The 21959-nt window shown below is 71.7% G+C and carries 16 protein-coding genes; 9 read left to right on the top strand and 7 right to left on the bottom strand.

Annotation, left to right across the window (positions count from 1 at the left end; translation table 11 throughout):
• The first annotated feature begins 117 nt into the window (after positions 1-117).
• The gene (gndA, locus tag STRVI_RS18295) at positions 118-1572 is read left to right on the top strand and encodes an NADP-dependent phosphogluconate dehydrogenase (RefSeq protein ID WP_014057157.1); all 1455 of its coding nucleotides are present in this window, start codon (positions 118-120) and stop codon (positions 1570-1572) included.
• A 130-nt stretch (positions 1573-1702) separates the two neighbouring features.
• Here the strand turns inward: gndA and STRVI_RS18290 are convergent, their stop codons facing one another.
• Together STRVI_RS18290 and STRVI_RS18285 are read right to left on the bottom strand one after the other, a co-directional pair.
• Positions 1703-3046, bottom strand: a complete 1344-nt coding sequence (locus tag STRVI_RS18290) for an MFS transporter (protein WP_014057156.1) — start codon at positions 3044-3046, stop codon at positions 1703-1705.
• Positions 3047-3127: 81 nt separating this feature from the next.
• Positions 3128-4279: an XdhC family protein gene (locus STRVI_RS18285; protein WP_014057155.1), complete on the bottom strand. Its 1152-nt coding sequence runs from the start codon at positions 4277-4279 to the stop codon at positions 3128-3130.
• Between the two features lie 51 nt (positions 4280-4330).
• Between STRVI_RS18285 and STRVI_RS18280 the strand changes: the two genes are divergently transcribed.
• The 5 genes from STRVI_RS18280 to STRVI_RS18260 all read left to right on the top strand — a co-directional run bounded on the left by STRVI_RS18280 (position 4331) and on the right by STRVI_RS18260 (position 9703).
• A complete protein-coding gene (locus STRVI_RS18280; RefSeq protein WP_014057154.1) occupies positions 4331-4909 on the top strand; it encodes a (2Fe-2S)-binding protein in 579 nt (192 codons plus the stop codon).
• Positions 4906-5907: an FAD binding domain-containing protein gene (locus STRVI_RS18275; protein ID WP_014057153.1), complete on the top strand. Its 1002-nt coding sequence runs from the start codon at positions 4906-4908 to the stop codon at positions 5905-5907. Before STRVI_RS18280 ends, STRVI_RS18275 begins: the two co-directional genes overlap by 4 nt.
• Positions 5904-8066 (top strand): xanthine dehydrogenase family protein molybdopterin-binding subunit, encoded by a 2163-nt coding sequence (locus STRVI_RS18270; protein WP_014057152.1) that lies wholly within the window; start codon positions 5904-5906, stop codon positions 8064-8066. Before STRVI_RS18275 ends, STRVI_RS18270 begins: the two co-directional genes overlap by 4 nt.
• Before the next feature lie 10 nt (positions 8067-8076).
• Positions 8077-8724 (top strand): TetR/AcrR family transcriptional regulator, encoded by a 648-nt coding sequence (locus STRVI_RS18265; protein WP_014057151.1) that lies wholly within the window; start codon positions 8077-8079, stop codon positions 8722-8724.
• An 82-nt stretch (positions 8725-8806) separates the two neighbouring features.
• On the top strand, positions 8807-9703 hold the full coding sequence (locus tag STRVI_RS18260) for a lysozyme (RefSeq protein ID WP_014057150.1): 897 nt from the start codon (positions 8807-8809) through the stop codon (positions 9701-9703).
• Positions 9704-9714: 11 nt separating this feature from the next.
• On the opposite strand, the gene STRVI_RS18255 is transcribed toward STRVI_RS18260, so the two are convergent.
• From STRVI_RS18255 to STRVI_RS18245, 3 genes are all read right to left on the bottom strand, one after another.
• Entirely contained in the window at positions 9715-10239 is a 525-nt protein-coding gene (locus STRVI_RS18255) for an extensin (protein WP_251982652.1), read from the bottom strand.
• A gap of 246 nt (positions 10240-10485) precedes the next feature.
• Positions 10486-11742 (bottom strand): acyltransferase family protein, encoded by a 1257-nt coding sequence (locus STRVI_RS18250; RefSeq protein ID WP_014057148.1) that lies wholly within the window; start codon positions 11740-11742, stop codon positions 10486-10488.
• Positions 11739-13919: a glycosyltransferase gene (locus STRVI_RS18245; RefSeq protein WP_251982651.1), complete on the bottom strand. Its 2181-nt coding sequence runs from the start codon at positions 13917-13919 to the stop codon at positions 11739-11741. The genes STRVI_RS18250 and STRVI_RS18245 overlap by 4 nt, the downstream gene beginning before the upstream one ends.
• An 821-nt stretch (positions 13920-14740) precedes the next feature.
• Here STRVI_RS18245 and STRVI_RS18240 point away from each other — a divergent pair.
• Positions 14741-15922, top strand: coding sequence for an FAD-dependent monooxygenase (locus STRVI_RS18240; RefSeq protein WP_014057146.1), 1182 nt, complete (start codon positions 14741-14743; stop codon positions 15920-15922).
• A gap of 40 nt (positions 15923-15962) precedes the next feature.
• Here the strand turns inward: STRVI_RS18240 and STRVI_RS18235 are convergent, their stop codons facing one another.
• On the bottom strand, positions 15963-16817 hold the full coding sequence (locus tag STRVI_RS18235) for an ABC transporter permease (RefSeq protein ID WP_014057145.1): 855 nt from the start codon (positions 16815-16817) through the stop codon (positions 15963-15965).
• Positions 16814-19618 carry an alpha/beta fold hydrolase gene (locus STRVI_RS18230; RefSeq protein WP_014057144.1) on the bottom strand — a complete coding sequence of 935 codons (2805 nt, stop codon included), beginning with the start codon at positions 19616-19618 and terminating at the stop codon, positions 16814-16816. Before STRVI_RS18230 ends, STRVI_RS18235 begins: the two co-directional genes overlap by 4 nt.
• Positions 19619-19785: 167 nt before the next feature.
• Between STRVI_RS18230 and STRVI_RS18225 the strand changes: the two genes are divergently transcribed.
• Together STRVI_RS18225 and STRVI_RS18220 are read left to right on the top strand one after the other, a co-directional pair.
• Positions 19786-21054, top strand: coding sequence for a VWA domain-containing protein (locus STRVI_RS18225; protein WP_014057143.1), 1269 nt, complete (start codon positions 19786-19788; stop codon positions 21052-21054).
• The gene (locus STRVI_RS18220) at positions 21054-21902 is read left to right on the top strand and encodes a hypothetical protein (RefSeq protein ID WP_014057142.1); all 849 of its coding nucleotides are present in this window, start codon (positions 21054-21056) and stop codon (positions 21900-21902) included. The genes STRVI_RS18225 and STRVI_RS18220 overlap by 1 nt, the downstream gene beginning before the upstream one ends.
• Positions 21903-21959: the final 57 nt, after the last annotated feature.

The raw sequence follows: 21959 nt of genomic DNA, 5'->3' as shown, positions 1-21959 counted from the left end.
ACATCGTGCAACTATGGCCGGGCGATGCCCGGCTGACCGAGAGGGAAGATCCCCGCTCCCCTCGTCGTTGCCACCTCGCATAAGCATCCGATGCGCATGACAGGAGTGGAACACCGTATGCCCAGCCCTTCCACCACCCAGCCCACCGCCCAGATCGGCGTCACCGGGCTCGCCGTCATGGGCAGCAACCTCGCCCGCAACTTCGCCCGGCACGGGCACACCGTCGCTCTCCACAACCGCACGTTCGCCAAGACCAAGGCGTTGATGGAGGAGCACGGCCACGAGGGGAGCTTCGTGCCGGCCGAGAGCGCCGCGGAGTTCGTCGCAGCCCTGCAGCGGCCCCGGCGGCTTGTCATCATGGTCAAGGCGGGTGCGCCCACCGACGCCGTCATCGAGGAGTTCGCACCCCTCCTCGAAGAGGGCGACGTGATCATCGACGGGGGCAACGCCCACTTCGATGACACCCGGCGCCGGGAGAAGTCCCTGCGCGAGCGCGGGCTGCACTTCGTGGGCACCGGCATCTCCGGCGGCGAGGAAGGCGCGCTCAACGGGCCCAGCATCATGCCCGGCGGATCGGCGGAATCCTACAAGTCGCTCGGGCCGCTGCTGGAGGACATCTCCGCCAAGGTGGACGGCGTCCCCTGCTGCACCCATATCGGCCCGGACGGGGCCGGCCACTTCGTGAAGATGGTGCACAACGGCATCGAATACGCGGACATGCAGCTCATCGCGGAGTCCTACGACCTGCTGCGGCGGGCGCTGGGCATGACGCCGGGTGAGATCGCGGAGGTCTTCCGCACCTGGAACGGCGGCCGGCTCGAGTCGTATCTGATCGAGATCACCGCCGAGGTGCTCGGGCACACCGACGCCGCGACCGGCAAGCCGTTCGTGGACGTGGTGCAGGACCAGGCCGAGCAGAAGGGCACCGGCCGCTGGACCGTCCAGACCGCGCTGGACCTGGGCGTGCCGGTGAGCGGGATCGCCGAGGCGGTGTTCGCCCGTTCGCTGTCCGGCCACGCGGATCTGCGGGAAGCCTCGCAGGGGCTGCCGGGGCCGTCCGGCGAGAAGCTCACGGGTGCGGCGGCGGAGCGGTTCGCCGACGATGTCGAGCAGGCGCTGTACGCCTCGAAGATCGTGGCGTACGCACAGGGCATCCACCAGATCGAGGCGGGCAGCCAGGAGTACGGCTGGGACATCGACCCGGGGGCGGTCGCGAAGATCTGGCGCGGCGGCTGCATCATCCGGGCGCGGTTCCTGAACCGGATCACCGAGGCGTACGCCAAGGACGGCAAGCCCGTCACGCTGCTCACCGACGACCACTTCGCCGAGGCGCTGGGCGCGGCGCAGGACGCCTGGCGGCGAGTGGTGTCCACCTCGGTCGAGCTGGGCGTGCCGGCACCGGGCTTCTCTGCGGCGCTGGCGTACTACGACGCGCTGCGCTCGGAGCGGCTGCCCGCCGCGCTGGTCCAGGGGCAGCGGGACTTCTTCGGTGCGCACACCTACCGGCGGGTGGACCGCGAGGGTTCGTTCCACACGATGTGGGGCGCCGACCGCGACGAGCGCACGGCCTGACGTCGTGACTTCGTGAGGTCGTGACGTCGTGACGTCACGAGGGCCGTGTCCCCGCCCCGGATTCCGGTGAGGGCACGGCCTTCGTGCCGTTGTGCTACAGCCCTCGTGCCGTCGCGCCGCCGCCGCGTCGTCAGGGTGTGTAGCGGCGGAAGGCAGGCACCGCGGCGGCCAGCCCGAGCGTGCTGACGGCCACCAGCAGCCCGCCCGCGGCGACCGCCGCGCGGGCCCCGAGGAGGGAGCCCGCGGTGCCGTGCAGCAGGTCGGCGATGCGCGGGCCGCCCGCCACCACCACGGTGAACACGCCCTGCATCCGGCCGCGCATGTCGTCGGTGGCGGCCGACTGGAGGATCGCGCCGCGGAAGACCATCGAGACCATGTCGGCGACGCCCGCGAGGGCGAGGAAGGCCACCGCCCACCACAGGTTCGGGCTGAGCCCGAATCCGGCGATGGCCACGCCCCAGGCCACCACGGCGGCGATGACCATCAGACCGTGGCGGCGGGCGCGGGAGAAGGTACCGGACAGCAGACCTCCGGCCACCGCGCCGATCGGGATCGCCGCGAAGAGCAGGCCGAGCGCGAACCCCTCGCCCCAGGGCGCGTAGGTGTGCGAGGCGAGCTGGGGGAAGAGCGCGCGGGGCATGCCGAAGACCATGGCGATGATGTCCGCGAGGAAGGACATCAGCAGGATGCGGTGGGCGGCGATGTACCGGAAGCCGTCGACCACATCGCGCCATCCGGCCCGTCGGCCTCCGCCCGCGGCGCCCTCGGTGAGCGGTGGGAGGGAGGGCAGCCGCCAGACGGCCCACAGGGTGATGCACAGCGCCACGGCGTCGAGGAGATAGAGCGTGGGCAGGCCGAGGACGGGGATCAGGGCGCCCGCGAGCAGCGGGCCGATGATCATGCCCGTCTGGGCGACAGTGGACTGCAGGGCGCCCGCGGCGGGCAGTTCGTCGGCGGGCACGAGGCGGGCGACGGAGGCGCTGCGGGCCGGGGAGTTCATGCCGAAGAAGCCCTGCTGGGCGGCGAGCAGCACCATGAGCACCGCCACCGAGTCCAGACCGGCGAAGGACTGCGCCCAGAACAGCAGCGAGGTGACGGCGATGCCCACGTTGGTGACGAGCATCAGGGTGCGCCGGTCCATCCGGTCGGCGACCACCCCGCCCCACAGCGCGAAGACCACCAGCGGGAGGAGCCCCGCGAAGCTGGCGTAGCCGACCCACGCCGATGAGCCGGTGATGTCGTAGATCTGCTTGGGGACGGCCACGGCGGTGAGCTGGCTGCCGACGGCGGTCACGGTGGTGGAGGTCCACAGCCGCCGGAAGGGGCGGTGGCGCAGCGGCCGGGTGTCCATCACCCAGCGGCGCCAGCCGGGTTTCGGCGGCGGGGCGGGGGTGCCGTCCCCGGCTCCGGGGGGCTTGTCGTCGTCCCGGGCGGTGGGTCCTATCTCGTCGTCGCTGCTTCTGGCGGTCTCCACGGCTGGTTCGAATCCTCCTACATCCATTCGGGCCGGGAACCATTGTGACGACCCCCGGCCCGGGACGTGGCCCCGGCTCCCTCAGTCTCCGGCCGCGGGACGCATCGCCTGCCGGCCGTGGATGCTGCCGCTCAGGGAGGTCAGCCGGGTGCCGCTGCCGCCCCCGCGGTCGGCGATGATCTCGGCCGCGATGCTGACGGCGGTCTCCTCCGGGGTACGGGCGCCGAGGTCCAGGCCGATCGGCGAGGCGAGCCGGGTCAGCGCCTCCTCACCGAGACCGGTGGCGCGCAGCCGGCGGAGCCGGTCGTCGTGGGTGCGGCGGGAGCCCATGGCACCGACGTAGGCCAGCGGCAGGCGCAGGGCGACATCCAGCAGCGGCACATCGAATTTCGGGTCGTGGGTGAGCACGCAGACCACTGTGCGTTCGTCGATCCGGCCCGCCTCCGCCTCGGTGCGCAGATAGCGGTGCGGCCAGTCGGTCACCACCTCGTGCGCATCGGGGAAGCGGCGCGCGGTGGCGAAGACCGGCCGGGCGTCGCACACGGTGACGTGGTAGCCGAGGTACGCGCCGATCCGGGCCATGGCCGCCGCGAAGTCGACGGCACCGAAGACCAGCATCCTCGGCGGGGTGGCGTGGACCGAGACGAACAGGGTGAGCTCCTCGTCCATGCGCGTGCCGTCGTAGCCGTAGCGCAGGGTCTCGGTGCGCCCGCCGGCCAGCAGTCCGCGCGCGTCCTCGGCGATGGCCGCGTCCAGCCGCCCGGAGCCGAGGGATCCCGAGGTGCTCTCGGGCCGTACGACCAGCCGGCGGCCCAGCCGCCCCTCCGGGTCGGGCCCGTCGACGGCCACGCAGATCACCTCGGCCACCGGCTCTCCGGCGGCCACCGCAGTGGCCACCTCGCCCAGTTCGGGGAAGCCTTCGGGGTCGACCCGCTCCACATACACATCGATGATTCCGCCGCAGGTCAGCCCGACCGCGAAGGCGTCGTCGTCGCTGACGCCGTAGCGCTCCAGCACGGGCGTGCCGCTGTCGGTCACCTCCTGGGCCAGTTCGTAGACGGCGCCCTCGACACAGCCGCCGGAGACGCTGCCGATCGCGGCGCCATCGGGCCCGACCAGCATGCTCGTCCCGGGCGGCAGCGGGGAGGAGTGCCAGGTCGCCACCACCGTGGCACGGGCGAACGGCTCGCCCTCGCCCCACCATCGGTGCATCTGCGCTACGACGTCTCGCATGGAATCCAAATCTCCTCGCCGACCCATGTAAGAGGTTGATACATTCAATGTATGAGCCTCTCACATCACTCACCCAGTAGCGACATCATCTTGCGGATCAACAGCACGTCCCACCCGATGACCATCGACAACCGGACGACCCTGCTCGATGTGTTGCGCGAGCGGCTGGGGCTCACGGGCACCAAGAAGGGCTGCGACCACGGTCAGTGCGGGGCCTGCACGGTACTGGTCGACGGTGAGCGGGTGAACAGCTGCCTGGTGTTCGCGGTGACCGCCGAGGAGCGCGAGATCGTCTCCATCGAGGGCGTGGCGGCGCTGTCGGGCGGCGGGGAACTGCACCCGGTGCAGCGCGCCTTCCTCGACCGCGACGGGCTGCAGTGCGGCTACTGCACCCCGGGCCAGATCTGTTCCGCCATCGGGGCGCTGGGCGAGGCCGGGCGCGGCTGGCCCAGCCATGTCACCGAGGACACCGCCGCCGGGGTGGCCGAGGTCTCGGAGCTGGACGCGCGGGAGGTGCGCGAGCGCATGAGCGGCAATCTGTGCCGCTGCGGTGCGTACAACGGCATCGTGGAGGCCGTGCTGGACGCCGCGGGCACCCAGGACACTGCCACGGTCGGAGGCGCCCGATGAAGGAGTTCGCCTACGCCCGCGCGGGCGACGCCGACGAGGCGGCCGCGCTGATCGCCGAGCGCCCCGATGCCACCTACCTCGGCGGGGGCACCAATCTGGTGGATCTGATGAAGCTCGGCGTCACCGGCCCCGGGCTGCTCATCGACGTCTCCCGGCTGCCGTACGACCGGATCGAGCACCGCGACGACGGCTCCGTGCTCATCGGCGCCACCGTGCGCAACGGCGCTCTGGCGGGCGATCCGGGCATCCGCGAGCGCTTCCCGCTGCTGTCCCAGGCGCTGCTGGCCGGGGCGTCCGGGCAACTGCGCACGGTGGCCACGGTGGGCGGCAATCTGCTGCAACGCACCCGCTGCGGGTACTTCCAGGATGTGACCAAGCCATGCAACAAACGCGAACCGGGCACTGGATGTCCGGCGATCCAGGGCGCGCACCGCGATCTGGCCGTGCTGGGCACCTCCGACCAGTGCGTGGCCTCCCACCCCTCCGACATGGCGGTGGCCCTGGTGGCGCTCGACGCGGTGGCGCATCTGCGGTCCGTGGACGGCGGCTCGCGCACCGTTCCGGTGGCGGAGCTGTATCTGCTGCCCGGCGAGACACCGCACCGGGAGACCGTCCTGGACCACGGCGACCTCATCACCGCCGTGGAACTGCCCCCGCCGCCGCACGGCGCCCGGATGCGCTACCGCAAGGTGCGGGACCGCTGGTCGTACGCCTTCGCGCTGGTGAGCGCCGCCACCGCGGTGTCCGTGGCCGAGGACGGCTCGCTCCAGGACGTACGGATCGCGCTGGGCGGGGTGGCGCCCCGGCCGTGGCGGGCCCGGATCGCCGAGGAGCGGCTGCGCGGCGGCCGGCCGGACGAGGAGACGCTGCGGGAGGCGGCCCGGGCCGAGCTGGCCGAGGCGCGGCCGCTGCCGGACAACGCCTTCAAGGTCGACCTGGCCATTGATCTGATCGTCGCGGGTGTCCGCGACCTCGTCGCGAGGAAGGATCGCGCATGACCACCGTCGAGCGATGCGTCGGCGCCCCGATGACCCGGGTCGACGGCCTGGACAAGGTGACCGGCGCGGCGCGCTACGCCTATGAGTACCCCACTCAGGGCGTCAGCTACGTATGGCCGGTGCAGGCCTCCGTCGCCCACGGCCGGGTGACGGAGGTGGACCCCGCCCCGGCACTGGCCCTGCCCGGTGTGCTGACGGTGCTCGACCACACCAACGCCCCGCGGCTGAACGCCGAGGCACAGGCGAGCGCGGACCTCTTCGTGCTGCAGTCCCCTCAGGTGGCCTACCACGGCCAGATCGTGGCCGCCGTGGTGGCCACCTCACTGGAGTCGGCGCGCGAGGGTGCGGCGGCGGTCCGGGTGAGCTATGAGCGGGAGCCGCACGATGTGGTGCTGCGCGCCGACGACGAGCGGCTGGAGATCGCCGAAACGGTGACCGACGGCAGCCCTGGCCTGGTCGAGCGCGGTGACGCCGACGCGGCGTGGGCCGCCGCTCCGGTGCGGGTGGACAACACGTACACCACCCCGGTCGAGCATGTGAGCCCGATGGAGCCGCATGCCACGATCGCGGTGTGGGACGAGGACCGGCTGACGCTGTTCAACTCCGACCAGGGCCCGTACATGAGCGCGCAGCTGCTGTCCGCGCTGTTCGGGATCGAGCTGAGTGCGGTCGAGGTCGTCGCCGAATACATCGGGGGTGGCTTCGGGTCCAAGGGCATTCCGCGCTCGCCGACGGTGCTGGCGGCGCTGGCCGCACGGGCCCTTGGACGGCCAGTGAAGATCGCCCTGACCCGGCAGCAGATGTTCCAGCTGATCCCCTACCGCTCCCCCACGATCCAGCGGGTGCGGCTGGGGGCCGGGCGCGACGGCCGGCTGACGGTGATCCAGCACGACTCGGTGCAGCAGCGCTCGGCCCTGGTGCCGTTCGCCGACCAGACGGTGTCCTCGACGCGGATGATGTACGCGGCGCCCAACGCCCGTACGACGGTGAAGGTGGCGCCACTGGATGTGATGACGCCCGCCTGGTTCCGCGCGCCCGGCCACACGCCGGGGATGTTCGCGCTGGAGTCGGCCGTCGACGAACTGGCCGAGGCGCTGGGCATGGACCCGATCGAGCTGCGGATCCGCAACGAGCCGGAGAACGACCCGGAGAGCGGAAAGCCGTTCAGCAGCCGCAACCTGGTCGCCTGCCTGCGCGAGGGCGCGGCGCGCTTCGACTGGGAGCACCGCGATCCGACGCCGGGGATCCGGCGCGAGGGACGCTGGCTGGTCGGCACCGGTGTGGCCGCCTCGCACCACCCGGACTACACCTTCCCCTCCTCCGCGGTGGCGCGCGCCGAGGAGGACGGGACGTACCGGGTGCGCATCGGCGCGGCCGACCTCGGCACGGGCGCCCGCACCGCCCTCACCCAGGTGGCGGCGGACGCGCTGGGCATTCCGGTGTCGCGGCTGCGGCTGGAGATCGGCCGCGCGTCGCTGGGCATGGCGCCGTTCGCGGGCGGTTCGCTGGGCACCGCCTCCTGGGGCTGGGCGGTGGACAAGGCGTGCCGTGCGCTGCTCAAGGAGCTGGACGTCTACGGGGGTGTGGTCCCGGACGGCGGTCTCGAGGTGGTGGCCGACACCACCGAGGACCTGGGGCAGCGGGCGGATCTGTCGCGGCACACCTTCGGGGCGCAGTTCGCCCAGGTGCGGGTGGACGCCGACACCGGTGAGATCCGGGTGGACCGGATGCTGGGCGTGTTCGCGGCCGGGCGGATCGTCAATCCGCACACCGCGCGCTCGCAGTTCCTGGGAGCCATGACGATGGGTCTGTCGATGGCGCTGCTGGAGATCGGCGAGGTCGATCCGGTCTTCGGTGACTTCGCCAACCATGACTTCGCGGGCTATCACATCGCCGCCCACGCCGATGTCCCGCGGCTGGACGTGGTGTGCCTGGAGGAGACCGACAACACCTCCAACCCGGTGGGTGCCAAGGGCATCGGCGAACTGGGCATCGTGGGCGCGGCGGCGGCCATCGGCAGCGCCTTCCACCATGCGACCGGGGAGCGGGTGCGGGATCTGCCGATCCGCATCGAGCGCTCGCGGGAGGCGCTGCGGGCGGCCAGGTCCGCCGAAAAGCGCAGGCCAGGGGCGGGCGGGCCGGAGCATCGGGTCGGGTAGGGTCACCCGAATGGCACCCACCGCGAAGGGACGCGCCACCTACCACCACGGCGACCTGGCCGCCGCGCTGGTGGAGGCGACCCTGGAGATCATCGACGAGGTCGGGGTGCGCGGCTTCTCCGTCGCGGAGGCCGCGCGCCGCACCTGTGTCAGCCCCGGTGCCCCGTACCGCCACTTCGCCGACCGGGACGCGCTGCTCGCGGCCGCCGCGCTGGAGGTCGCGCGGCGGCTGCGGGCCATCTATCTGGAGACCGCGGCCGAGACCGGCTCCGCTCAGGAGCGGCTGGCGACGGTGGCGGGCAGCTTCGTGCGCGCGGCCGCCCGCTACCGGGGCGGGCTGGACATCCTGTTCGCCCCGGGGTTGCGGGCCACCCATCCGGAGCTGCGGGACAGCACCAGGGAGTTCGTCGATCTGCTGTTGCCGAGCGCCTTCGAGGTGATCGCTCCGGGCGAGGGCCCGGCGACGGCCGTGGCGCTGCTCGACGCTTTGCATGCACTCGCCCGGGGGTATGTCGCCCAATTGCTGGAAGGGAAGTTCGGCGATCCGGATGACGTGGTCGAGGGGGTCGCCATCCGTGCGACCCAGGCCGCGCGGGCGCTGGTGGCGGGCTACGGCGTGCCATCGGGGCCCGTCGGCGAGGTGGCACGGGACCGCTGACGGAGGGACGGAATTTCCCGTTCCGCTTCACGATCTTCGTTCGGCGCGCATACCGTCGATGCGGAACGGATCGGAGGAACAGATGTCCCTGAAATCCGGTAAGGGCGCCCACCGGGCGCCTTCACGTCTGCGCTCGCCGCACGCCATCGGCGCACTGGGGGCGGCGGTCACCGCCGCCGTCCTCGCCACCCTCGTCCCGGCCACGGCCTCGACGACCGACCCCGACCACGACGCCGGTACCGACCCGGCCCCCGTATCGTCCGTCCCGCACCCCGAGCGGGACTGGATGGGCTCGACGATCGCCCGCCACGAGAAGGCCGGCCCCGGCGCCTCACTCAGGGCCACCAGAGCGGCCACCGTGGAGGGTGTGGACGTCAGCGACCATCAGGGTTCGGTCGACTGGGCGGCCCTGTGGGACGACAACGTCCGATTCGCCTATGTGAAGGCCACCGAGAGCACGACCTACAAGAACCCCTCGTTCTCCGCGCAGTACAACGGCTCCTTCCAGCAGGGCATGATCCGCGGCGCCTACCACTTCGCCCTGCCGGATCGTTCCAGCGGCACCCGCCAAGCCGACTTCTTCGTGAGCAACGGAGGCGACTGGTCGGACGACGGCAAGACGCTGCCGCCCGTCCTGGACCTCGAGTACAACCCGTACGGAGCAACCTGCTTCGGCCTGACCGCGTCCCAGATCGTGGACTGGATCGGCGACTTCACGGCGCGGGTCAAGGAGCGCACCGGACGCCAGCCGGTGATCTATACGGCCACCGGCTGGTGGAAGACGTGCACCGGTAACAGCGCCGCCTTCGCCGAGCGGAACCCCCTGTGGCTGGCGCGGTATGCCGCCACCCCCGGGGACCTGCCGGCCGGCTGGGAGACCCACACCCTGTGGCAGTACACCTCCACCGGGCCGCTGGTGGGCGACCACAACAGGTTCAACGGAGGCCTGGCGGGCCTCAAGGCGCTGGCCACGGGGTGAGGCGGCGGCGCTCAGCCGCCGAGCACACCGCCGAGCACACCGTCGAGCGTGTCCCCGACACCGTCCACCAGACCGCCCACCAGACCCTTGCCGTGGTGACCGCCCCCGCCGGGGGTGGACTGCGGCGGCTGGCTGGGCTGCTGTGAGGGGGTGGTCGGATCGGCGCTCGGGGTCGTCTCGCTCGGCGAGGAGGGCTTCGAGGGGACCTGGTCGTCCCGCTGCGCCGGGGTGGGGGCCGCGTGGGTGGTCGGGGCCTTGGAGGGGGCCGCGTCGGGGGTGGCCGGGGTGGTGGGCCGCTGCGCGCCGGCGCCCCGGTCCGTCGCCCCGCCACCGGGAGTGGCGGCGTCCGTGTCGTCGGAGATCAGCTTCGGCTTCGTGGACTCGCTGGGCGAGACATGGCTCTGCGAGGGCGAGTGGTCGACGGCGGGATCGATGTGCGGCGCCCGCTCCTGCTGTGTGTTCACATCGGAGCGGGCCTGCACGGACTTGTCACCGCCGGCCGTCGAGTGGAGGCCGAAGGCTATGGTTCCGGCCACTCCGAGGGCGGTAGCCGCCTTGAGCGTCGTGGTACGCGCCTGCTGAGCGGCGGTCGGTCGGCTGTGTCGACCCATTTCGCTGGTCTCCCCGTTATGACATGGGTTGGGTGCAGTGCACCGGAAGGCCCGGTTCCGAGAGGAACCGATGTCCGACGCACACGTATTACAGAGTAAAGAATGAGCCAGATGATAACCACGACCCCCCGGTGTACGGCCACCCGTACACCGGGGAACGTTTGTCCATGGTTAGCGCGCGGCCTCCGGATAGAAGTCGCGTGAACCGCCCTTGCCGTCCTTGAGCTTGCCGAGCAGGCTCGCCGGATACTCGATGAGCCAGTAGCTCACCGCGGCGGCGGCCACCGCCACCACCAGCACGATGACCACGGCCAGCGGGAAGCCCGCCTGTCCGTCGGGGGGCAGCAGCCCGGCGTTGTACAGGCCCAGCATGATCGGCTCATGCCAGACGAAGAGGCTGTAGCTGGCCAGCCCGGCGCCGGTGAGCCAGCGGGCCGTGAGCCACGTGTGCCACCGCCCCTGCCGCCGCACATGGATGGTGCTGTACAGCAGCAGCATCCACAGCAGGGCGGACAGCGGATGGTAGAAGGTGGTGGGGAAGTCCTCCGCCTCCGTACCGGACCAGGACAGCAGATACAGCCCCAGGAGGGCGGCCACCCGCAGCGGGATCGCCACCTTCGCGTGGAGCCGACCCCGGTCGCCGAGGGCGACCATCATCACGGCCAGGCCCATGCCCGCCGCGAACCCGCCGAAGCGGGCCTGCGGTCCGAAGTACACCGGCCATTCGGTGTGCGGGATCTCCAGCACATAGCGGGCGACCGCGATCCAGATGAACGGCCCGATGTACAGCAGGGCACATCCGGCGGCGCACACCGCCACCCGGGAGGCCCGCTTGCGCAGCGGACGGCAGACGCGGGCGGCCAGCGGGCCGAGTCCCACCAGCGCCAGATAGAACATGATTTCCAGCGACAACGACCAGGTGGGGCCGATGGTGTAGAAGATCTGCTCCTGGTCGAAGACCTGGGTGAAGGTGAGATGGTGCACCAGATCGGACCATTCGCCCGGCAGGGTCGGGTTGCGGGTGGCCCAGACGCACAGGACCGCCAGGAAGTACAGCGGGATGATCCGGATGGCCCGCCGGAAGAGGAACACCCGGCCGGGGCGGGTCGACCCCCCGTCGATCGCCGCCCGTGCGTAGGACAGCGTCAGCAGAAACGCGGACAGGACGAAGAAGAAGTCGATGACCTCCAGCGACACGAGCGCGTTCGCGTACCGGTTGGGCACCGGTGAGTGAGCGCCGTCCCGGTCGTAGACGAAGTACTGCTGCCAGACGTGGAAGACGACCGTGAGGAGCGCCGCCATTCCCCGGAAGCCCTGGATCTCCGCGTTCCTCCGGTGGCGGGAGGGCGCGCCCTTGGCGGGCGTGCCGTTGACCGGCCGGCGAACGGTGGCGGGCGCGGTGGTGAGGGTCGTGGACACCGTGCTCATGTCCGCTTCACCGCCTTCTCGCCGGGCCGCGGGGTGACCCGCCACTGGCGGTCCCGCAGCACCTCCTTGAGGAGCGACTGACGGGCCACGATGTTCTTGAAGTGGCTGTAGAAGAAGGTGGACACCAGCAGATACCGCCAGAACCACGCCCTGCGGCGGCGCAGTTCGGGCACCGCGAGCCGCCATGCGAACAGCGCCTGGACCAGCCCGGCGGAGAGGGTGAACAGGGTGGCCAGCAGGCAGACCGGCACCGCCCAGTCGAGCTCGTCCGCTCCGCCCGCCCGCCACGCCGAGTACAGCAGCACGGGCAGGATCTGCAGGGTCAGCCACGGCTGGATCTCACGCCAGCCCAGCAGCACCAGCAGCCCCGCCTTCTGGCGGGGGGTGAAGGCCGGCGAGCGCAGTCCGCGCCACAGATACTTCAGCGACACCTGGAGCCAGCCCTGGGCCCAGCGCGACCGCTGGTTCCACAGCGCCTTGAGGGTGGTGGGCGCCAGTTCGCGCGAGATGAGCGTGCGGTCGGTGGCGATCCGGGCGCCCTCGCGCAGGGCGCGCATCGAGGAGTCGATGTCCTCGGTGAGCATCGTGCCGTGCATCCGGGTCCGGGCGAGCAGATCGGTGCGCCAGAAGCCGTTGGAGCCGCCGAAGACGCCGAAGGTGTAGAGCCGGGTCCGGCCGGGGTGGCTGACGGCGTAGATGGCCTCGAACTCCACGCCCACCAGCTTGGAGACCCAGGAGCTCTCGCCGTTGCGGATCACACAGTGGCCCTGGACCACGTCGTAGCCATTCGAGAGCCAGTGCCAGGCGTGCTGGAAGGCGTCGGGCGCCGGGTGGTGGTCGGCGTCGAAGATGCCCACGAACTCACCGTGCACCCGGGTGACCGCGGCGTTGACGTTCTGCGCCTTGGAGGTGCTGCCCGCCACCGGCATCAGCACCAGCCGCGGGTCGCGGCGGGCCATCTCCCGCAAGGCCTCCTCGACGGGCATGGGGTGCGGCGTGTTGTACGCGAGCACGATCTCCAGCTCGTTGGGGTAGTCCAGGCGCAGAAAGGACTCGATGGTGTCGACGATGGTCGCGGCCTCATTGGGCAGATAGGCGGCGATGACGGCGCTGGCCGACGGATACGGCTGTGCGGGCTGTTCGGGCCGGGGTTTGGCATCGAGCGCGAAGAGGCACTCCAGCACGATCATCGCGGCGGAGAGCACCAGCCCGGACACCACGACCCAGTAGGCGGCCGAGCCGACGTCCCAGCCCAGCTCGTACATCTGCTGGTAGAAGACTAAGGGGATGCCCACGCCGAAGAGAAGCACCAGGATGGGCGAGAGCGCCGACAGCAGGGCGCGGAGCGCGGTGGCCAGCGGACGGCGACGGCGGCGCTGGTTGCCGCGCATCCACGCCGCGTACTTGACCGGCCGCAGATCCCGGTGGCGGATCGATTCCTCGACCGCGTTGCGCGAGTTGGCGACGGCCTGGGCGCGGTCCGGGCAGTCGGCCAGCGGGGTCCATCCGATCGCCGGGGTCAGCCGTACGTTCTCATCGGCGACCACGAAGCGGGTCCCGGCCACGGCGTTGGCGAACTTCTGCAGTTCGCCGCGCGCGGTGTCCTCGTCCACACCGGGCATCAGCATCAGCAGGTGGCCGTCATCGTCCCAGCCGAGCCGGTCGCAGACGCCGCCCAGCTTCTCCGCCACTCCGGCCAGACGTTCGGCGACCTCACGGCGCACCCGCGGCCCCAGCCGGGCTTCGAGGGCGGCTATCTCGGCGACGCCGACCATGGCGACGACACCACCGACGCGGCTGTCGTCGACCCGCTTGAGTTCCCGGTCGAGTTCGCCCAGGAAGTGGGGCTGGGAGTACAGACCGGTGCGCGGGTCGAGCAGCAGATTCTCGACGGGGACCGGGACCCGGCGCAGCTTGGCCTCGATCCGGGCGGCGAGCTCGACGGGGTCGGAGCTGTCCGACAGGCAGTCGTCGGCGCCGCCGCGCAGCATGTCGGCGACGCCCACGGGGCCGGGGTCGGAGGTGACCATGAGCAGGGGAAGCGCCCGTCCCGCGGGCACGGCGCGGACCTCGCGTATCAGGTCCAGCCCGTCGTGGGCGTCGTCCAGGGCGACGATCGCGTCCGGAGGGGATTGCCGCATCTGACGGCTGACGTCGCCGGGCTCCGCATGGCTCACCTCATGCCCGGTCGAGACGAGTGTCCGAGTCAGCTGATCGAGTCTGGGGCCCGGTGTGCCGACCGCCAGCACATGCCCGCTCGGTCCCGCCACATCGCCGCGAGCGGCGGGCCCGGGTTGCTGGTATTCGGGTGATCGTGGGTGGTGCGAAGTAAGCACCTGAGAGGTTCCTTTCTGGAAGACATGCGTCACCGAACGGGCCGTGGGCACGCGGACGTTCCGGCCGGGGTCAGGGCAGACCACATGGCCCGCGGGCATGCGTGGGGCATGCGTCTACGGGCAGGCCGGAGGACGGCGTCGCCGGGAAGGCCGGGGCGATCCGCCGTTCGGTGAGTGGTGAGAGGCGGCTACGCCGCGACCGTGGCCGATCCGCGCGGGGAGAGGTGAGGTCTCCGGCGGGGTCTCGGGCAGACGGACGTGACGGCGGCGGTGGACACGCGAACGTGCTCCAGCGAATTGCGCATAAGGTCCCATCCTGTTCGGATCGTGGGGGGCGGACCGAACGTCACCAGTGCGGGTCGACCGGCCTTTTGGGCTGACCGGTCGGATTCCTTAGTCTCATCGATCACTACGGAACCACACAACACATCGAAGTAACACTCTCATTAATCGAGGACAGAGTTCCGCGTTCCGACGGGCCGATCGCCTCCGGTCTCAACTCGCCTACGGTGCGGGGGCGTCGGAGCCCTGTCGGTATGGCGTCGGCGGGGCGTCGGTGGGTCATCGACCCGGCGTCGGCCACGTCGGTGCGGTGTCGGTACCTCCATCCAGTCTTTTTCCAGGCACCACATTCGGTGGTTGAATTCGGAAGGGACAACACCATGCGCAATACCCGGGTCCTGATTTCCGGCGCCAGTATCGCCGGGCCCGCCCTCGCCTACTGGCTGGACCGCCATGGCTTCCGGGTCTCCGTGGTGGAGCGCGCCGCGGGGCCGCGCCCGGGCGGACAGGCGATCGACGTACGAGGCCCGGCGCTGGAAGTGGGCGCGCGTATGGGTGTGCTGGAGGAGATCCGGGCGCGCCGCACCGGGCTGCGCGGTATGTCGATGGTCGACGGCGACGGAAAGGAGCTGTTCAGCACCACCGAGCGCACCGCGAGTGGCGGACATTTCGACAGCCCCGACGTCGAGATTCTCCGGGACGATCTGTCCTCGGTTCTGCTGGCCGCGGGCGGCGACGGGATCGAGTACCTCTTCAACGATTCGATCGCCTCGCTCGCCCAGGGCCCCGATGAGGTGGCGGTCACCTTCCACCGGGGCGGTTCGCGCGGCTTCGACATCGTGCTGGCGGCCGACGGGGTGCACTCCTCCACCCGGGCGCTGGTCTTCGGCCCGGAGGGGAAGTTCCTTCACCATATGGGGGGTTATCTGGGCGTGTGGACGGCGCCGAACTATCTGGGCCTCGACCGCTGGGAGGTCATCTACCAGATGTCCGGCGACGTCTGGGGCGGCATGGTGATGAGTGTCCGCGAGAACACCGAGGTCCGGGTCTACGTCGGCATCGACTCGGACGAACCGCCCGCCGAACTCCTCGGCTCCCGGACCGTCTCGGATCAGAAGCGGCTGGTGGCCGAGCGGCACAAGGACGCGCGTTGGGAGATGCCACGGCTGCTGGAGTACATGTGGGGGGCGCCCGACTTCCACCTCGACGCGGCGGCCCAGATCCATATGGACTCCTGGTCCCGTGGCCGGGTGGCCCTGGTCGGCGACGCCGGTTACTGCGGCTCGCCGATGTCCGGGCAGAGCACCAGCGTGGCCATGGTCGGTGCCTATGTCCTGGCGGGCGAGCTCAAGGCCGCCGGCGGCGACCACACCGCGGCCTTCGCCGCCTATGAGCGCGAGCTGCGGGGCTATACGGCGGCCAACCAGCAGCTCGCGCTGGACATCAAGGCACGGAAGGACGCGGAGACCGCATCGCGCGGGCAGGATCCCGACACCAACCCGAGCTATATCGGTGACAGTTTCTACGAGGTGGTCAATTCCTACACTCTCAAGGACTACTGACCGGGCCGCCCGACGGCCGTGACCGTGGTTCCGTGGCCGTCTAGGACACCACGTCCTTGCGGCCGAAGCCACGGTAGGCGAACGCGAGGAGCACCAGCGCGTAGGCGACGGACACCGAGACGCCCTTCACCATTCCGCCCCACTCCATATGGGGCTGGAGTGCGTCCGCCCACGCGAACTGCCAGTGCGCGGGCAGGAAGTCGCGCCAGGAGCCGAGCGCCGTGACCGCGTCCAGCACATTGCCCACGATGGTGAGCCCCACCGCGCCGCCCACCGCGCCCAGCGGCGCGTCGGTGACGGTCGAGAGCCAGAACGCGAGGGCGGCCGTGACCAGCTGGGACAGGAAGATGTACAGCACCACCAGGGCGAGCCGGACGAGGGCGTCCCCGATCGGCAGTTCACCGCCCGTGGGCATCTGCAGCGGCCCCCAGCCGTACGCGACGGTGCCCACCGCGAGCGCGACCAGCGGCAGCAGCACCATGGCGGCCGCGCTGAACGCGAGGGCCACCGCCACCTTGCTCCCCAGCAGCCGGGCCCGGGGCACGGGCGCGGCCAGCAGATAGCGCAGCGAGGACCAGCTCGCCTCGGAGGCCACGGTGTCACCGCAGAACAGCGCCACCGGCACGACCAGCAAAAAGGCGGCCGAGACGAACAGCGCGGTGGCGGCGAGGTTGGCGCCGGATGCGGTGGCCGTGGCCATCAGGGTGACCCGGTCCTCCTGCCCCTCGGGGGTGCCGCCGATGGCGAACGCGGCGACGAGGACGAACGGCAGCAGCGCCAGCACCAGCGCCATGACCAGGGTCCGGCGGCGGCGTAGCTGCCGTACGGCCTCGACCCGCAGCGGCAGGGTGTGATGGGCCCGGTAGCCGGGCGCGACCTGGGACAGGGAGCTCACGCGGATCCTCCTGCAATCAGCGTCAAGAAGGCGTCTTCCAGGCGCCGGTTGGGCCCGAAGCTGGTCACCGGGATCTCCAGCCGCACCAGTTCGGCGAGCAGCCGCGCCGGGGTGGTCCCGTCGAGCTCGACGAGCAGTCCGTCGGCGGTGCGGGCGGCGGAGACGATACCGGGCAGCGCGTTCACCTTGTCGAGGTGGGCCTCGCTCAGCTCGCCGTCGTGGCCCACCAGCACACTGGCGCCGTTGCCGGTGATCTCGCCGACCGGGCCCGCCTGGATGAGCCGGCCGCGGTCCATGACGACCAGATGGGTACAGGACTGCTCGACCTCCGCCAGGAGATGGCTGGAAACGATCACCGTGCGTCCCTCGGCGGCGTACCGGATCATCACCTCGCGCATCTCGCGGATCTGCGGCGGGTCGAGGCCGTTGGTCGGTTCGTCGAGGATCAGCAGATCGGGCAGGCCCAGCATGGCCTGGGCGATGGCGAGCCGCTGCCGCATGCCCTGGGAGTAGGTGCGCACCGCACGCTCCAGCGCGCTGCCCAGGCCCGCGATCTCCAGTGCCTCCTCGATATGGGCGTCGGCGGCGGGGCGGCCGGTGGCCCGCCAGTACAGCTCCAGGTTGGCGCTGCCGGTCAGATGCGGCAGGAAGCCCGCCCCCTCGACGAAGGCGCCGACGCGGGAGAGCACGGGCGCGCCGGGCCTGATGGCCTGGCCGAAGACCCGGATCTCGCCCTCGTCGGGGGCGATGAGCCCCATCAGCATGCGCAAGGTGGTGGTCTTGCCCGCGCCGTTGGGCCCGAGGAGCCCGAGCACCTGCCCCTTCTCGACGCGGAAGGACAGCTCGCGTACCGCGTAGCGGTCGGCGGACTTGGCGTATCGCTTGCTGAGACCGGTGATCTGCAGGGGCACCTCGGCCAGTTCGGGGTCGGGCGCGGGAGTGGCCGTACGCCGCCTGCCGGTCAGCACCAGCACGAGCGCCACCACGGCGGCGACGAGCGGCAGCCCCCACACCCACGCGGGCAGCGGGGCGGGCTGGGTGTGCACCGCGGGGGCGGTGGGAACCCTCAGGCCGCCGTCCACGAGCCCGACCGTGTAGGTGGCGGGCTCGGTCGGGGAGGCGTAGCCGAGATCGGTGGAGGCGAGGACGAGCCGCAGCCGATGGCCCGCGATGAGCTCATGGTCGACGGCGGGCAGCCGCACGGTGACGGTACGGCCCTGCTTCGCGCCGGTGACGCGCAGCGGCGTGACCAGTTGCTCGGGCAGCACCTGCTGCCCGTCCGGCCCCACGTCGTAGACCTTGGCGAACAGGACGGCGTCCTCCGCGTCGGCCTTGACCCGCACCTTCACCTCGGGCGATCCGGTGATGCGCAGGGGCCGGCCCAGCCGCGCCGAGTCGAACCGTGCGAACTGGCCCGGGATGTCGAGGGAGAGGCCGACGCCGAGCGAGGACGCCTGGGAGAGCCCGGCCACGCCCGGCACCGTGGAGATGGAGGGCGGCCCCGCCCCGGGCGGGTTGGCGAACGACTGCTCGCGTCCGGGCAGTGCCACCTTCCGGGTGCCGTCGCCCAGGCCCGGGTAGCGGTCGCCGGTGGCGCCGCGTAGCTGCACCGCGCCGTTGGTGGTGTCGATGCCGCCGGTGCGGCTGATCCGGAAGGCGGGGCCGGTGTCGGCGCCCTTGTCGCCCTTGAGGTAGCGGTCGAACCAGGCGCGGGTGCGCGCCGCCACCCGCGAGGTCTCGCGGTCGCCACCGTCATGTCCTCCGGCCGTCCAGTCGACGGCGACCGGCGCCCCGGCGGCCCGGATCGACTTCGCCATCTCATCGGCCTGGCCGAGGGGGAAGAGGGAGTCGGCCTGTCCCTGGAGGATCAGCGTGGGGACCTTGATCCGGCCGGCCACGGCGGAGGGGCTGCGGGCCTCGAGCAGCCGGCGGGCGGCGGCGTCGGGCTTTCCGGCGACCGCGACCCGCTCGTACATCTCGCACAGCCGCTTCTCGAAGCGGCCGCAGCCCTGGCCTCCCAGGGCCTTCCCGCCGCTCTCGTCCGCTGCGCCGTTCGCGCCTCCCGGGCCTGCCTGGGCTCCCTGGCCCGCCCCGCCGTTCGCGCCTCCCGGGCCCGACTGGCCCCTTCCGCCGCCCGCTCCTCCGCCGCCGTTCGCGTCCTCCTGGCCGCCCTGGGCCTGGGTGAGGTCGGCCGAGCCGGTGGTGAAGAACAGCCCGGTCCAGAGCTTTTTGTAGACACCGTTCGGGAAGAGCGCGTCGGCGAGGTTCCAGTAGGTGATCTCGGGCGCGATGGCGTCCACCCGGCGGTCGTATCCGGCGGCGAGCAGGGAGATCGCCCCGCCGTAGGAGGCGCCGGCGACGCCCACCCGGGGGTCGCCCTGGCCATCGAGCCGCACCTCGGGGCGTTTCGCCAGCCAGTCGATCAGCCGCCGGGCATCGGCCACCTCATGCTCCGGGTCGTTCAGCCCGATCTTCCCCGTGGATCTGCCGAATCCACGCGCCGACCAGGTGAGCACGGCGTATCCGTCGCGGGCCAGCTCCTCGGCCCGGTCGCGTACGTCGTCCTTGCTGCCGCCGAAGCCGTGGGCGAGCAGGACCGCGGGCCTGCGGCCGGTGCCCGAGGTGAAGTACGAGGTGTCGATGCGCGCGCCCGGCATGTCCAGCACGCGGTCCTGGCGGTGCACGGCCGGCCGGTCGTCGGAGGCGGCGGCCGCCCAGGTGCCCGCGCCTGCGAGGACGGCCGCGGCGGCCACGGCGGCGGCCAGGCGCCGGCCTCGCAGCCGGGTCTTTCGGAGATCCATACCCGCAACCCTAAGAGGAGGATGCGAACGCTGGAGCTGACACCAGACGGATTCTCGTCCCCTCCCGGGGGAGTACCCCGACACCTGCCGTACACCCGGCGCGGTATACCCCCGGCCGCGGCGCCGGGCTTTTGGATCCGTCAGGTGAAGGTCCATAAGATGCGCCGGTGATCATAAAGAAACGTCTGGCGACAGGCGCGTTGGGGCTGCTCGCGGCCCTCGCCTGCGGCCTGATATCCCCTCCCGCCGCGATGGCCGGCGAACCGGCTCCCGATTCCCCGAAGGTCGAGCTGGTGCTCGACGTCAGCGGCTCCATGCGGGCCCGCGACGTCGACGGCGACACCCGGATGGCGGCAGCGAAACAGGCGTTCAACGAGGTGCTGGACGCCACTCCCGAGGAGGTGCGGCTGGGCATCCGCACCCTCGGCGCCAATTACCCGGGCAAGGACCGCGTGGCCGGCTGCCGGGACAGCGAGCAGCTCTACCCGGTGGGCCAGGTCGACCGCACCGAGGCCAAGGCCGCCGTCGCCACGCTGCGCCCCACCGGCTGGACGCCCATCGGGCTCGCGCTGCGCGGCGCGTCCAAGGACCTCTCCAGCGGCGAGGGGACCCGCCGGATCGTGCTGATCACGGACGGCGAGGACTCCTGCGGTCAGCCCGACCCGTGTGATGTGGCCCGTGAACTGGCCGCCCAGGGAACCCATCTGGTCGTCGACACGCTCGGGCTGACGCTGGACCGCAAGGTCCGCGAGCAGCTCAGCTGCATCGCCGAGGCCACCGGTGGCACCTATACGGCGATCCAGCACCGGGACCAGCTCTCCAGCCGTATCAAGCAGCTCGTCCGGCGCTCCGCCGACACCCCCGTGCAGACGCCCACGCCGGTGCAAGGCGCCGCACAGTGCGCGAAGGCTCCCTACCTGGGCTCCGGCCTGTACAGCGACCGGGAGAGCTTCGGCGAACACCGCTGGTACCGGATGCGGGTGGCGCCCGGTCAGGAGCTGCGGGCCTCGGCGAGCGTGGCCGTGGACCGCGCCGTCGACCCGGATTACGGCGTTCTGCTGCGGGCGATGACCCCGGGCGGCCAGGAGCTGGTGCGCGGCAGCGAGGCGGGCAGCGGCCGTACGGACGTCATGTCCAGCGGGCTGCGCTATCCGGTCGCCGATGTGGACGACGACGAGGACAAGACCGCGCGGACGGTGTGCCTGGAGCTGAGCCAGTCCTTCTCCGCGCCCGCGTCCGTCAAGCGCGCTCCGGGCCTTCCGGTGGAGCTCGCCGTCGATGTGGTCGGCAACGACGATCCGCCCGCCGATGTGGCCGCCTTCGGCCTGGGCCGCGGCTGGATGCTGCTGGGCGTGCTCACCGTGGGCGGGCTGCTCGCGGGGTTGCTGTGGGGCTGGCTGGCCCGCTGGCGTGTCACCGTCTGGAGGTCCAACTGATGCGAGTTCTGCGTACCGTGAGCGCCGCGCTCACCCTGTGTGCCGCCGCCTGGCTGACCGCCGCCGCTCCGGCCGCCGCGGACGGCACGGACGACAAGAAGGACGGCGCCCCCACCGAGGCGGGCACGAACTTCCGTACCGCCACCGAGATCAAGCCCGGTCAGAAGGCCACCGCGGCGGCCTCCACCGGCGACTATCTGTACTGGGTGTTCCCGGCCGCCGCCGGGCAGATCCCCAAGGTCGAGGCGGAGCTGAAGCTGCCCGACGGTTCGAGCCGGCACGGCAGCGCCACCTGGCAGCTCGATGTCTACGACGGTCTGCGCCGCCACCAGGCGTGTGCCTCGGGCACTCCGGCGCGCAGGGCGGGCCGGCAGGACGGGTCGGTCACCGTGAGCTGCACCCTGCGCCAGGTGCGGTCCTGGTCCGAGCGCTGGGCCAACGACCCGCTGCAGGGCGCCTATTACGTGCGGCTCACCGTCGTCGATCTGCCCGCCGAGGACCTCGGGCTGCCGATCGACGCCGAAGTGGAGGCGTCCGTACCGGATGCGGGCGGGGCGCACGCCGACGGCGGGGACGTGACCCCGCTCAATCCGGTGCTGCGGTCCGGGACGGCCCCCGGCACGGGCTCCGAGCCGCCGGGCGACACGTCCTCGGATTCCGCGGACGACAAGAGCGGGGACATCCCGCACGCGGTCGCCGAGCCGGCGGACGACTGGGGCTCCGGCTGGTGGTCGGACCGGTGGGTGTGGACCGTGATCGGCGCGGCGCTGGCGGCGCTCGCCGGGGTGGGCGGCTACACCCTCACCCGCGGGCCGCGCTTCCCGGGCCGCCCGCCGAACGACGCCTGACCCGATATCTGACCCGATGTCCGGAATCGGCGCGCGGCCCGCACCTTCACCGTGCGG

The organism is Streptomyces violaceusniger Tu 4113 (genome assembly GCF_000147815.2).
Taxonomy (GTDB): domain Bacteria; phylum Actinomycetota; class Actinomycetes; order Streptomycetales; family Streptomycetaceae; genus Streptomyces; species Streptomyces violaceusniger_A.
The sequence above is the reverse complement of the archived record's forward strand: the minus strand, read 5'-3'. Positions and strand labels throughout refer to the sequence as shown.